Origin of the sequence: Methylobacter luteus IMV-B-3098, assembly GCF_000427625.1 — a bacterium.
In the GTDB taxonomy this organism is placed as follows: Bacteria; Pseudomonadota; Gammaproteobacteria; order Methylococcales; family Methylomonadaceae; genus Methylobacter; species Methylobacter luteus.
The window spans coordinates 4110391-4123348 of the sequence record NZ_KE386569.1; the positions used below are offsets into that span (position 1 = coordinate 4110391).

Annotated in this window: 10 protein-coding genes; 8 read left to right on the forward strand and 2 right to left on the reverse strand. The window is 48.5% G+C overall.

Features of this window, described 5'->3' with window-relative positions; translation table 11 throughout:
- Positions 1 to 738: 738 nt before the first annotated feature.
- Together METLU_RS0121545 and METLU_RS0121550 are read right to left on the reverse strand one after the other, a co-directional pair.
- Positions 739 to 2685, reverse strand: a complete 1947-nt coding sequence (locus tag METLU_RS0121545; RefSeq protein ID WP_155920663.1) for a hypothetical protein — start codon at positions 2683 to 2685, stop codon at positions 739 to 741.
- Positions 2686 to 2744: 59 nt separating this feature from the next.
- On the reverse strand, positions 2745 to 3203 hold the full coding sequence (locus METLU_RS0121550) for a putative lipoprotein (protein ID WP_027160021.1): 459 nt from the start codon (positions 3201 to 3203) through the stop codon (positions 2745 to 2747).
- Between the two features lie 1341 nt (positions 3204 to 4544).
- On the opposite strand from METLU_RS0121550, the gene METLU_RS0121555 reads away from it, so the two are divergent.
- The 8 genes from METLU_RS0121555 to METLU_RS0121590 all read left to right on the forward strand — a co-directional run bounded on the left by METLU_RS0121555 (position 4545) and on the right by METLU_RS0121590 (position 12942).
- Positions 4545 to 5195, forward strand: a complete 651-nt coding sequence (locus METLU_RS0121555) for a retropepsin-like aspartic protease family protein (RefSeq protein WP_231383673.1) — start codon at positions 4545 to 4547, stop codon at positions 5193 to 5195.
- Between the two features lie 105 nt (positions 5196 to 5300).
- Positions 5301 to 6014 (forward strand): 2'-5' RNA ligase family protein, encoded by a 714-nt coding sequence (locus tag METLU_RS26135; RefSeq protein WP_051300105.1) that lies wholly within the window; start codon positions 5301 to 5303, stop codon positions 6012 to 6014.
- 763 nt (positions 6015 to 6777) lie between these two features.
- Positions 6778 to 8256 (forward strand): di-heme oxidoredictase family protein, encoded by a 1479-nt coding sequence (locus METLU_RS26140; RefSeq protein WP_155920664.1) that lies wholly within the window; start codon positions 6778 to 6780, stop codon positions 8254 to 8256.
- A gap of 107 nt (positions 8257 to 8363) precedes the next feature.
- Positions 8364 to 8969: a hypothetical protein gene (locus tag METLU_RS0121570; RefSeq protein WP_027160023.1), complete on the forward strand. Its 606-nt coding sequence runs from the start codon at positions 8364 to 8366 to the stop codon at positions 8967 to 8969.
- Positions 8950 to 10179 carry a LeuA family protein gene (locus tag METLU_RS26145; RefSeq protein ID WP_051300109.1) on the forward strand — a complete coding sequence of 410 codons (1230 nt, stop codon included), beginning with the start codon at positions 8950 to 8952 and terminating at the stop codon, positions 10177 to 10179. The genes METLU_RS0121570 and METLU_RS26145 overlap by 20 nt, the downstream gene beginning before the upstream one ends.
- Positions 10176 to 11432, forward strand: coding sequence for a 3-isopropylmalate dehydratase large subunit (locus tag METLU_RS0121580; RefSeq protein WP_036243373.1), 1257 nt, complete (start codon positions 10176 to 10178; stop codon positions 11430 to 11432). The genes METLU_RS26145 and METLU_RS0121580 overlap by 4 nt, the downstream gene beginning before the upstream one ends.
- The gene (locus METLU_RS0121585) at positions 11429 to 11929 is read left to right on the forward strand and encodes a LeuD/DmdB family oxidoreductase small subunit (RefSeq protein ID WP_027160025.1); all 501 of its coding nucleotides are present in this window, start codon (positions 11429 to 11431) and stop codon (positions 11927 to 11929) included. Before METLU_RS0121580 ends, METLU_RS0121585 begins: the two co-directional genes overlap by 4 nt.
- Positions 11926 to 12942 (forward strand): extracellular solute-binding protein, encoded by a 1017-nt coding sequence (locus METLU_RS0121590; RefSeq protein WP_027160026.1) that lies wholly within the window; start codon positions 11926 to 11928, stop codon positions 12940 to 12942. The genes METLU_RS0121585 and METLU_RS0121590 overlap by 4 nt, the downstream gene beginning before the upstream one ends.
- Positions 12943 to 12958: the final 16 nt, after the last annotated feature.

The window sequence follows — 12958 nt, forward strand, 5'->3', positions numbered from 1 at the left end:
TCTCAGTCATTGGCCAATCGGGCAAACTTATCCACAGGCTCAGCCTGAAAACGCCTAAATGCGTGTCGTTTGACCTACGGGGCGTGTCGTTTGACCTGCGCTGTTTTTGGAAAACGCAGGTCAAACGACACACTTTAAACGTCTTTTGCCTATAAAAAGCGGCGGCCACTGCCCAATCGAGCTAACTTATCCTCGAACCCATGCCAGAATCGCCTTAAACCGTGTCGTTTGACCTGCATTGCGTGTCGTATGACCTGCATTTTCAAGCAAAATCCAGGAATTCCCATGCCCAATAGTGTCGTATGACCTGCATTCTTGTGTCATTTGACCTGCGTTTTCGTGTCGTTTGACCTACACTACTTTTTTTCATCTCATTGTTTTTATTTTAAAACCTATCTATTTTTTCTGACGCTAACCTTTCTTTTAACCACTATTTAACCATTATCGGATCTATCGCATGAACAGGTAATAACCATAACCGCTTGACAGTAATTGACTTTCCTCCAGTTTGAAAGCTATAAAATGACCGGAATATACTCCTTGGCATTATTTTCGACACACATGAGAATATGGGAAACTAGTTCAAGCAGTGCATTCGTTTTGCCAAAACTTGATTCATCCAAGATCAGCAGTGAATCTGTAACATCGAATATACTATCCATCCGCTTATCGACTTATGCTTAAAAATTGACGACTTAAAACAGAAAATATCAGACGCTGATTCACAACAGTAAAAGATCAATCGCCGGATAACTCTGCCTTCGATAATTGCTGGAAGGACAAATATTTGTAACTGCCTTTACGCATATTGAAAAACACCAGTTCGGGCAGGCTCATTAAAATGCCGGTCGCGCCCGATTTCAAATTTTTTCCCGAATCCAATGGCCAGCTGAAAAAACCGTAAACGCTTTGGCCGATGCCGGTAGCGGTGTTAAAAAGACCAAACACAGGTCTCAACAGCCAATTGTCGTCGGTAAAAAAAACGAATAATGCGTCATCCGGATTATAGGTATAGAGGCGGCTACTCACTGTATTCGATTCCCTCAACGAAACGATCACGTTGTTTTGATGAGCCTTAAGTTTTGCCAGTTCGAGGCTTCGGTAGGAAGCCAGATCACGGCTCTGCGTCACATGGTAACGACTCAGTACCGATTGATAGGACACAAACGGAATGAAGTTATAGGGTACCGCAACATATCCGCCCAAACGTTTTTCGGACTCCTTGATTGTGAAAGCTTCTAAACTCTCAAGTTTATCGTTGGAGCGGTAGGCTTTTGACAAAGCTTGGTTGATAGTTCTGAACAGCTCGGTGACACAATTGTGGGTAATCAGATCGTAACGATAATCCTGCGTCAGTTCTTGAAGCAGTTTGTTCTCGCTGTCATCCAACGCGGACAGAGCCTGTGTTAATTGTTTCTGTGCAAGATCAGGAAGCAGACCCTCCGAAAGGCCGATGCTTTTATCGGGCAGGGCTTTTTCGCCGTTATATCGGATGTCACGAGACTTTTCGGTCTTCAACAATTCGAAATAACGGTTAGCCTTCCTCTCGATTAGGCTGTATTCGGCTTCAGTCAGATACTGGCGTTTTGCTGCCAATTGCAGGTTGCGATCCAGAATGGCCCGGACTTCGCCAAGCAGAATCCGTATCTGGCCCCTGTGATCAAGATATTGATCCGGTCTGAGCCGTTCGCTGTGTTCGGCAAAATCATCGATAAAAACCCAATAGCCGGAATGCAACGAGGCGTCAACGGCGATATACCGGGCCGTATTGACTAAAGCGGCATAGCCCCAGTCCGGCCGGTTTGAATCGAGCGATTTAGCGAGACTGGTTTCCAGTTGCTGGCGCAAGTCCAGCAACACCCGTCTTTCGGCCTCGGAAACATTGAAAGCCTTTTGATTCGCCAAAAAGAATGCATCGGATTGCAAAGACGGCTCTTCAACCAGAACTTTGATCGCGTACAAGGCGGTGAGAGAGTCCAGATAGCCGTCTGCGAAGGAATAGACTGAAGCGGGAAATTTTTTCCGGTCCAAAGCAGGCCAATGGACAGGCGCTAAAGCTTTGATTTGCGATTCGATCTGCTCGCGCCGGCGCTGCAAGAAATCAGGTCCATGGCGTTGCTCGATTTTTTGGCGCAAGTTGCGAATGCTTAGCGATTGTTGCCGGGCTAATTTGCTGTCTATTAGTTGAGGCTGACGGCCCGGTTCCGGATAAAAAAAACCGACACCTTTTAATTGCAACATTGTGGAAGCATCGGCATCAAACCAGATATTATCGGCTGTCAATCTATGCAACAAATGCCGGATAAAAGCCCGATCTTTACGTATATCATCAAGTAGTTTGAACTGTCTTTCCTGGGTCAAAAACTGCCATTTGAATTGGTCTTCAAGCAGATCAAAGGTTTCTCCGGACACAGCAACGCGGCTTTCATGAATCGGGCGATTCTGCAAATACCGGTACAAAAAATGAAACTCGGATGTTTCTTGCCTGAACAATCGAATCAGGCCGGAATCAAGGCGTTGATAGTGATAGATCGCATCATCGAATCGAATCGCGGCATGTCCCCCGCTCGAATTGCCTTCGCTGGCTTCTATATACAGATAATTAAAGGCCGCCGCCGAGGCGGGGGACGATAAAAAAACCAAGCCCGCCACCGCAACATGAATGCAGAATCTGTGCAATTTCAAGCGCATCGTGATCCTGATGATCGGCCTGGAAGACAAATTATAAGGCGTCTGTCGGGGAGCTATTCTTCCGACTCGTAGCCTTTCTGAATATTCCCCATGTTCTCCTGATCGGCGTTGGCTATATTCTTTTTATAGGTTTCGTAGGAAATACCCTCGATTCCAGCTTTCTTCAGGCCTTTTCCGATGGCTGTATAGGTTTTGGGATCCTGGTTCCAGTTAACGATACCCATTTTTGCGGCAATATCGCTCAGGCCTTTCTGAAAACTGTTGTAATCGGCATCTGCCTGGGAGGATTTCACATAAGCCATCGTATAATCGGATACTTCATTTTCGTATTGTTTTTCTTTATCGGAATCAGACGACTCGCTGATGGAACTTACAGAATCGGAAATGCTTTCCGAACTGTCGGAAAAGCTCTCCGAACTGCCAGAAAAAGAACAGCCGGCACTGATAAGTGAAAGTACCAGAATCACAGAATTGAAGAATCTGTGATTAAAGCCATCTGAGTATGAACGCATAATTTTCTCCGAATCAAATGAATTAGATATATCCCAACTAGTTCAGAAAGCCGGCCGGCCTATTAATGTAGCAGACTTCTTCAATAATCAATTACCAGGCTCATCAATGTTTAAAGGGACCGATGAACTGCTTAAGAAATATAAAAGGCTCTTTCACAGAATTTGTCAAACTGAACGACAATTTGTTCCTTGAGATTGAAATTCCAAGGAACAGCTACAGAGGTGCCCATTATCCGAAAATAGAGTATGCCGCATGCTGTTTTTTCCAGGTTCAGTAGCGGTTACTGCTGTCAATCAGCATCGAAAATTTACACTATCCACATTGCATTGGAAATTTTTCATGCTGAATGGCTTGTTTTTACTGTTCGAATCGATAAAGCACCGTTCTCCATTTTCAAAATATCGCCGTGATAGGGCATGCGCTCCGTCCAGCATCAGATATAAATGCCAGCGATAACATTCAAGAGTTGTTTTCCTCAATTTCTTGATAAATCGCACCCATAAATTCAATTATTTTGCCTATTATATCATAGACATATTAAGATAAACGTATCAGACGTCAACTGGACAGGGCACCCCCTGATGACCTTTTATATCCATCAAGTCGAGCGTCCGCTGTGCCTCGACCTAAGTTATAGACGGTCTGCTGTGTGACTCTAGCATTTGAGTCGCCAGCGAAGGTGAATAGCCCCTTTTGTCAATACCAGCACATCCAAAGCATGACGTCGAAAATCCGGCTAAGGATGTTCGGAAAGTCCCTGGAACGTAATATGTTCAGATTTTGCGAGATCGAGGAGTTTGGACATGGTCGTTGACTGAAGCGACATGAACCGCCATTCGATAAAATCAAATCAATTAAACGGCCTTACTTCTATATTTGTGTCAATTTTACGGCAGCCGCTGAAATTGAAATCCAAACCTCGAAGCGCCAAGGGTTCAATAAGTATTTACACGTATTCACAATCGCTACGTTGACGCTTATTCTCCCTGCCATCCGGATAAATAAGAAACAAGAACAAAGCCTTGCTTTAACCGTCGATACAAAACGCATGCAGGAGGCGTCAGAGTTGAGGAGCTCTGGCGATATCATCGCAGTGGTTTTAAGGTCGGTTTGAATATCCGGATGCTTATTGCTACAGTTCGTTGGATCTGCTGGCATCATGATATCCTGGGAGAACAAAGGGATTTTCTTCTCCCATTTTTCCGTAGGTTGCTGCCTGGGTTCAGCGACACCCTAAAACGCCTTGACACTGAAATGCCCATGATGATCCCCCCTGAATCATTCGTTACCGTCTTGCTGCCGGCATGCCTCTGCGCTTCATAATCCGCTGTTTTCTGATCATGAGCGCCTGCTGCGGACAAGCGAAGGCTGCCGAAGATATTGATGATTTATTCAGTCAAATCCAGGCCCTGCAAGACCGGATGCATATTCAGATAACCGGATTGGAAAAAGTGGGCAATGAACCAAAAGTCAGGGCTAGCGGCAGTTTGGAACAGCAACTCCAGCAGGCTTTGGCGACCTACAATCACATTATCAGTCGAAATGCCAAAGGCCAGATTGAGCAAGTCGTTATTATCAATAAAAAGCAAAAAACCGATGACCGTATTGTTTTACCGACACGTTATCAAGACGGGCATTTTCTGGTTTCCGTATCCCTCTCTGGCAATGGTTCTTTATGGCAAACGCTGGACATGATGATCGACACCGGTGCCGACTTAATCGTACTGCCGGAATCCATGATTAATGGTCTGGGCATGACGGATGACAAATTAACCCATCGGGAGATGCAGACGGCAAATGGCAAAGTGAACGCCAAAGTCGGTACGTTGCAGGAAGTCAGGCTGGCGGGAGAAACTCTGGAAAATGTAGAGGCCGCTTTTATTGACGACTCTCTTCTAGGGAGCAACAGCTTGTTAGGGATGAGCGTATTAGGACAATATAAACTAGTCATTGATGATCAATCCAAATTGATCACCCTGTTTAAAAAATAACTAAAAATAGATTAGGCAAGAAAGATCAATTCCTTGTCAAAAGACTGTCAGTAGACATCTACCTGTAGCCACTATCACTAGTATTAATCTTCAACAGGAAAGCCTATGCTTGGATATATGAAGGTTTTGGCTGTACTAAGCACTTGTTTGGGAACAATGCCCGGCCATGTAGCGATGGCTGGCGAAAAACAGAACCCGATCACTGCCATTGACATCGCGCTGGAGCCGGATGCAACGATGATCCAACACGCTAAGGCTGCCAATGCCCGTCTGCGTAAGGACTACCCAAAGGGATTCGCTTTCGACGCATCCCATAAGCCACACATCACGATCTTGCAGCGGTACGTTCACACGGCAGACCTCAATAACATCTACGCAGCAGCCGGCAAAGTCCTAGCCAGCGAGAGGGTGGACCAATGGCGGCTGAAAGCGATTAAGTACTACTACGCGCCCTGGGAGACTCTGGGCCTTGCGAGCATTGTAATTGAGCCAACAGACGATCTCCTCAAGCTGCAACAAAAGCTGATCGATGTGATGGCTCCTTTTACGGTGCAAACTGGAACCGCCGCGGCATTCGTTACAACACCGGAAGAACCCAATATTAATCAATCAACCATCGATTACGTTGAGGCATTTGTTCCGGAACAGACAGGCAAGAATTTCGATCCACACGTCACTATCGGCATCGCATCCAAGGACTACCTGAAGAAAATGCTCGCCGAATCATTTGATGTGTTCACGTTTTCGCCAGCAGGGGTGTCCGTTTATCAAATCGGCAATTTCGGGACGGCCCGGAAGCAACTCAAGGCGTGGAATTGAGGTTAAGGATTCTCTCAGAGAATAGCATTGCCTGGACATCAAACGGCATTCACTATTTGCCGGTGTTTTCATCGAGCGCAAGATGCAGTCTACGCCAGGTATGGCGAGCAGGCACAGCGTGGATTGGCGGCGGCTCTCGTTATGTTCATACGGGATGCGGTGAAATCGATTGGAGTCGTGGAGCCAGGATGAGGTGATGAGGTCATGTAAACGACTGGAATGCTGAAAACCTGATTTATTCAACAACGCCCTGACCCGACATGCCAACTAACGCAACACAACCGCCGACTACGCGAAACACCACAAGCTAACAGCCTTATGGTTGATTCCTCAGGGATGTAATAAAGGCTAGGTTGCTCTTAGCGAGCGATTTTATCCGCATTCTGCCAGTACCCCCTATGTAAGAAAATCACACATTGTTTGTGTAATTTTTCACAGATTCCGTCGATCTATTTCTTCAAACTATCTTACAAGGACTGAATGGTTAACAGAACTTGATCATATGGATAATCCCGGCGATGTTAGTTGGAGGGGTAGACTGAAACGAATGATTTATGCCGTCACTCAACGACCTGGACGCTGCCTTTATCATGCACTAGCTCGTCAGCAATTGATTTCCGATGCTCTCTCTGTGATCACTAACAGTACCACTAGCTTCGTTGGAGAACCAGAGAGTCTCGCTACCTGAATACCCAGTGGTGCTAAGCGGATGTATAAAAAAGTAGAACTAATCGTCTAGAACTAAAGTTACGGGGATAATTTCGTGCAACAACAATATAAATTAATAACTACCCGAATCTTATTCGGGCTTTTCGCATCCCATGCCGGAGTTGCGGCAGCCGTTCCCAAAATGTGTCCTCCAGGACTCGAAGCAGATGCCCCAACCGTTCCTCTTTCGATAGAACAGGCGGACATTAACGGCGGCGCTCTCAGCTTCCAGCAGATCAGTAACCACGGTAAATCACTGTTTGATGCAAGATTCAATCGCTGTGATGGCTCGGGCCGCCCTGAGACGACCGGCGGTGGCGACAAACGCAATATGCCAAGCATTTCAGAAGAGGGAGAACCCATTTCTGCCGGACAAGTTGACAAACTGCGCACATCGGCGCCGGATTCCGATGCCTGCTCCGGCTGCCACGCTCAACCTGAAAGCGGGGGGGCAGGTGATTTTGTTGCTAACGTATTTGTTCTGGCTCAAACGCTGGATCCTGTCACGCTCTCTGTAAGCCCTACAAGAAGCAACAGCCGCAATACATTGGGAATGCATGGTTCAGGGCCTGTCGAAATGCTGGCTCGTGAAATGACAGCGGATCTTCAGTCACAGCGCGCGGGTCTGGGAGATGGTACGCACACGCTGACAACTAAGGGCGTTAATTTCAAGATTAAAATTGTAAACGGGCAGGTCGTAGAATCAGAAGGCATAGATCACGATCTGATCGTCAAGCCTTTTCATCAAACCGGCAAGGTCGTTTCACTGCGTGAATTCTCTAATAATGCCATGAACCATCATCATGGCATGCAAGCCGAGGAGCGTTTTGACTTGAACCCGGCTAAAGGCATGGATTTTGATGGAGACGGCGTCGAGCGCGAATTGACCATCGGCGACCAGACAGCCATTAGCATCTGGCAGGCTCAATTATCGACTCCAGTGCAAGTCATGCCGAAAAAACAAGAAGATCGCGAGCTTGTTAAACAAGGCGAGAAGGTGTTTGACGATGTTGGCTGTACTTCCTGTCATGTACCATCCATGGCGTTAAACAGCCGTCATTTTGTCGAGCCTAACCCATACAACCCTGCCGGCAACTGCAAGTCTGCTCAAGACGGCTGTCCGAGTTATTCTTTCGACATGACTAAAACCGGCGATAAGCCCAGACTTGAAAAAGGGCCAAAAGATACGGCTATCATCCGCGCCTATACTGATCTTAAACGCCACAATTTGTGTGACGACGAAAATAGCCCAGACCCTATTCGCTGGTTCTGCAACGAGCAACTTGCACAAGGGCGGCCAGATCAGGACGGCAAGCCTGGCGCCGAATTCTTTTTAACCCGCAAACTGTGGGATGTCGGCAATACAGCGCCTTATGGTCACCGCGGCGATATCAGCACCATCACAGAGGCGATTCTCTATCATGGCGGAGAAGCCCGTGCTTCGCGCGATGCATTTGCTGCTAAACCGGTAGAGGATCAAAGAGCGCTTGTGGCATTTTTGAAGACACTGCAGATCGTGTCTCAAAAAAAGTAAATTAGCTATAGCGACCGAATGAATGAACCGGCCAGTCGCCAAATCGTATTTTCCGGTTCGGCCACAGGTATTGAAGGGCTAATCGAGCAATGAATACACTGGTTCTTATGAAATTGATCAGGGGCAGGGCGCTGTTCGCAATATCGCTGCTGCTGCAACTTAGCAATTGCAACTACAGCGATGCCAGGGGCGAATATGACAGACATTTGAAAGTCTGTTCAACTGCCGAAAGCAACGGACTGCTAGACGCTGCTGTTCAGGCCTGCAGCCAGGCGCTGATTACGGACAATCAGGCGCTTACACAAGCGGAAACCTCGGATCTATTGTATCGGTTAGGCTGTTTACAGCGTCAGCAAGAACAATTTAAAGACGCGGAGATGCTTATCAGACGCTCGCTGACTATCGAACAGCTGCTTGGAAACCAGGAGAAAATTCCATCCCGGCTAATTGAGTTAGCGCTGAATCAGGCCGGACAGGATCTCTGGCTGGAAGGCGCATACACATTGAAACATGTGGTTCCTTTGCTCGAACGCCTGTCAGACAGTGATCGAAAAGCGGTAGCCAGCGCATTCAAGTTATTCAGTGTACGACTTGAACTGCGCGGCCATACCGCAGAGGCCAAACACTTTAGAGTAGATTTTCCTTGGCGAGGAAATTTTAGCAATCCATTTACTAATTATCATGAGGACACAAATGGAGCCAAAAGAAATTAAGGATATCTATTCCAATATCCCTTCAAAAATCGAGATCATTGATTGCACCTTGCGCGATGGCGAGCAGGCCCCAGGTGTCTGGTTTACGCTGGAAGAAAAGCTCAAGCTGGCAAAATTATTATCAGAAGCAGGGGTTGATGTTTTGGATGCGGGTTTTCCTGCCAGCACCGATGCCGATACCGAGGCTATGCAGGAAATGAAAAGAATGGGGCTGCGCTCTAGCATAGGTGCAACCGCCCGTGCCGTGCGTAACGATATCATCGCTGCCGAAAGAGCGCATGCCGATGAAGTATTCCTGTTTATTCCAACCAGTGATTTTCGTATTCATCAGACTCTTGGCGTAGACAGGTTCGAGGCACTTGGCATGCTTAAGTCCGCGGCTGAGGAGACGGCTGGCAGGGCAATGGGAGTCAATCTGGTTTTCGAGGATGCAACACGGGCGAATTTTTCATCGCTGATGATTTTTATGAATACACTCCTGGCCAGTGTACCCATAAAGAGAATTATTGTCTGCGATACCGTCGGCTGTACTTTTCCTTATGCCATGGAACGACTGATAGCGCGCATGTATGAGGCAATTCCCAAGGGCATCAGATTATGCGCCCACTGCCATAACGATTTTGGATTGGCTGTCGCCAATACGCTGGCCAGCGTTACGGCCGGGGCTTCCAGTGTGACCTGTACAGTCAACGGCATTGGAGAGCGCGCTGGAAATGCTGATCTGGCGGAGACAGTCGCCGCCTTGGAGCATCTTTTGTTCGTGGGCCATCCAATTCGTCCCGATTACCTGCCGATTCTGGCCAGGGAAGTTGAAAGAATCAGCGGTATTCACACCAGCCCCACTAAGCCTGTTACCGGCTTTAATGTGTATCGTCACGAATCCGGCGTACATGTCGATGGCATGCTCAAAAATGCAAAGAGTTATGAGTATTTGCCGTCTTCATGGATTGGCGGGAAAACCGAATATGTGCTGGGCAAGCACAGTGGTGCAGCTTTGGTGCGCCACCTCTTAAAGCTGGCAAATATCGATGTAGCGGAAGAAACTGTTCACCTGATACTCAGCAGTGTAAAGAAAGCCGTTGAACAGCGGGATAAGGGATACCATGACCAGGCTTACGATAACGGTTTGCGTTTTCGTACCAATGCCTTATCCGGTGTAAGAATTTCCGACTTTTTACCCAACATGCCAGCGATTGATCCGGAGATATGAGTGTGCGGGAAACATTAAGCGACAAAGTTATTCGTAGTCATGCCCTGAATGGCACCGGCCAGGAAGACTATGTGCATGCCAGAATAGATGCCCTATTAGGCCATGATGCAACAATTGCTTTACTTATCAATCAGTTTGAGCAACGCCGGTTGTCTATCTGGGACAAAAGCAAAGTCATTTTTACTAATGACCATTTTTCACCGGCCGCAACGATTGAACGTGCGGACATTTCCGCGAATTTTCTGCGTTTTTCCAGAAATCAGAAGATAGATAATCTGCTGGTGGACAAAGGCATCTGCCATCAGTTGCTGATTGAAAACCGTCTCTGTCAACCGGGCAGTCTGATTGTCGGCGCCGACAGCCATACCATCATGGGCGGAGGGTTAGGGGCCTGCGCCACCGGCATGGGATCTACCGATATCCTGTTCGCTCTGGCGACAGGTACGACCTGGCTGCGCAAACCGAAAACGATACGCGTCATTTTTCATGGCAGTCTGCCCGGAAATTGCAGCGGACGGGATATTATATTGGAGCTGCTGCGCCTGCTGGGCGAGGATGGCGCCCAATACCGCTGCCTTGAGTTTCATGACTTTTCTCAGCCTAAATTGTCTCAGGATAACCGTTTTGCGATCGCCAATATGGCCGTTGAAATCGGTGCCAAGTTTGGCGTTTTTGTCCCCGATGAGATTACGCTGGCTTATTGTTCTGAGCGCGACCAGCAAACGCCGGGCGATCTGGTATTGCCGGATGCCGATGCTGATTATGAATATACGCTGGAGCTTGATCTATCGGAGCTTGGCCCAAGAATAGCCAAGCCCTGGTCGCCGGCCAATGTGGTAGCTGTCAGTGAGCTTGACAGCATACCGATCAGCACGGCGTTTTTGGGCTCCTGTTCCAGCGGCAGAATCGAGGATATTCAGGAAGCCGCAGAAGAACTGGATGGCAAAACCATCCACCCTGATGTACGGCTGATCATCATTCCCGCCTCGATCAACATATTCAAGCAGGCGTTGGACAAGGGCTATGTCAAAACCCTGACCGAAGCCGGGGCTATTTTCAATCAAAGCAGTTGCGGACCTTGCGGCGGCATAGACAAAGGCGTATTGGGTTCCACGGATGTGTGTATTTCCACCTCCAACCGCAACTTTCGCGGCCGTATGGGGCATTGGGATAGCCAAACCTATCTCGCCAGCGCCAGAACGGTTGCCCGGGCTGCACTGAAAGGCTGTATCAGCGGAGACTTGTATTCATGAATATTATCCAAGGCAGAGCCTGGCTATTTGGCGATAATCTCAATACCGACGTGATCCATCCGCCCAATTGCTATAGCCTGGACCCGGTTGTAGTCAGGCAGGGTTTGTTCTCAAAATTCGACCCCACGCTGCAAGCCCGCCTGAAGTCGGGCGATATTTTGGTGGGCGGTAAAAATTTCGGATGCGGCTCAAGCCGGGAGACTTCGATTCGCAGTCTGCTGTTAAATGACATAGGCGCTATTGTTGCGGTAGATTTTGCGCGCATTTTTTTCAGAAATGCTACCAATAACGGCCTGCCTTGTCTGCAGTTTGCCAATGCCGAAGACAGGCAGAAGCTCGCTGAAGGCGAAACCGTGTCGATTTCTTTCAATGACTGGACGTTGACGAGCGAAACCGGACTGACCATACCTTTAACGCCAGCGGGCTCTTTTGTCAGAAAAATCTGGTCAGCAGGCGGCTTATTAAATTTGCTGCCGGATTCGGCCAAAGACGCATGAAACAGACTGAACGCTTCAACAAGCCTGAATGCCTCGATGTCATGACCTGGGCCGGAAAATGGGGGGACAGCCTCGAAAAAACGGTGTCGGCCCGCTTTACTGAATTGACAGGCGTGCCTGTAAGGCATCATACGAACATAGGCCTACGCCTGCCGGAGCCGCTTCATGATGCGCTTCGCACCCGGCAGCGCCCTCCTTATGACGTGGTCTGGTCCAATGCAGTACCGGCGGTCGCCATGGCGGAATCGGGCTGTTGCCAATTATTCGATGAAGATGACATGCCATCATTGGCCGAGCTTTATCAGCGCGCCCGGCCGGCAGGCTTTGCTGATCGGCTGGTTTTTCCCTACAGCGTGCATTATGTGCTGGTCTATCTGAAATCGGCCGTTGAAGCTGGCGCGCTCAAAAGCTGGAACGTGCTCATGGATAAAAAGCATGCCGGCAAGATCGCCATTTATCCTAACGGCAAAGGCTTTTATCCGATTGCCCAGGTGCTGGGCGGCGGCAATATGGAGGGCATCCCTGAAAACATGCAGCCGTGCTGGGACTATCTGGCTGAATTCAGGCCCAGAATAGCCGTTCTGGATTACAGCATAGGGATGGAGTCCCTGTTCAGGACGGGAAGGATTAATCTGTGTTTTCGGGCGCTGCCGAATGCGGTGGGCTTTATTGAGGCGGGCCTGGATGTCGGCTGGACTGTGCCCGTGGAAGGCACTTCGGATACAACCGATGCGCTATGGATTCCTCAGCATGTGCCTGAAGAACGTACTTACTGGGCAAGGCAATACATCGATATAGCGCTATCCGCGAGCGTACAAGCTGAATGGTGCAACAGGCTGGGGGTTTTGCCTGCCAACAGGAAAGCGGCGGCTTCGGCTATTTTTGACAGGCCGGGTTTTCCGCGCAACATGGATGACACTGCCGGTTTTCTGTACGTGCCGGATCACGTGATATGGCGGCATGAAGCCCGGTGGGAAACGATTTTCGAGCAATTGCCATCGGCAGGCCGCTGAAGAACCCGATGCTTTG

Coding starts and splice junctions, on each gene's coding strand:
- METLU_RS0121580 (WP_036243373.1), top strand. CDS start 10,176: ATGAGTGTGCGGGAAACATTAAGCGACAAAGTTATTCGTAGTCATGCC.
- METLU_RS0121570 (WP_027160023.1), top strand. CDS start 8,364: ATGAAATTGATCAGGGGCAGGGCGCTGTTCGCAATATCGCTGCTGCTG.
- METLU_RS0121585 (WP_027160025.1), top strand. CDS start 11,429: ATGAATATTATCCAAGGCAGAGCCTGGCTATTTGGCGATAATCTCAAT.
- METLU_RS0121555 (WP_231383673.1), top strand. CDS start 4,545: ATGAGCGCCTGCTGCGGACAAGCGAAGGCTGCCGAAGATATTGATGAT.
- METLU_RS0121590 (WP_027160026.1), top strand. CDS start 11,926: ATGAAACAGACTGAACGCTTCAACAAGCCTGAATGCCTCGATGTCATG.
- METLU_RS0121550 (WP_027160021.1), bottom strand. CDS start 3,203: ATGCGTTCATACTCAGATGGCTTTAATCACAGATTCTTCAATTCTGTG.
- METLU_RS26145 (WP_051300109.1), top strand. CDS start 8,950: ATGGAGCCAAAAGAAATTAAGGATATCTATTCCAATATCCCTTCAAAA.
- METLU_RS26135 (WP_051300105.1), top strand. CDS start 5,301: ATGCTTGGATATATGAAGGTTTTGGCTGTACTAAGCACTTGTTTGGGA.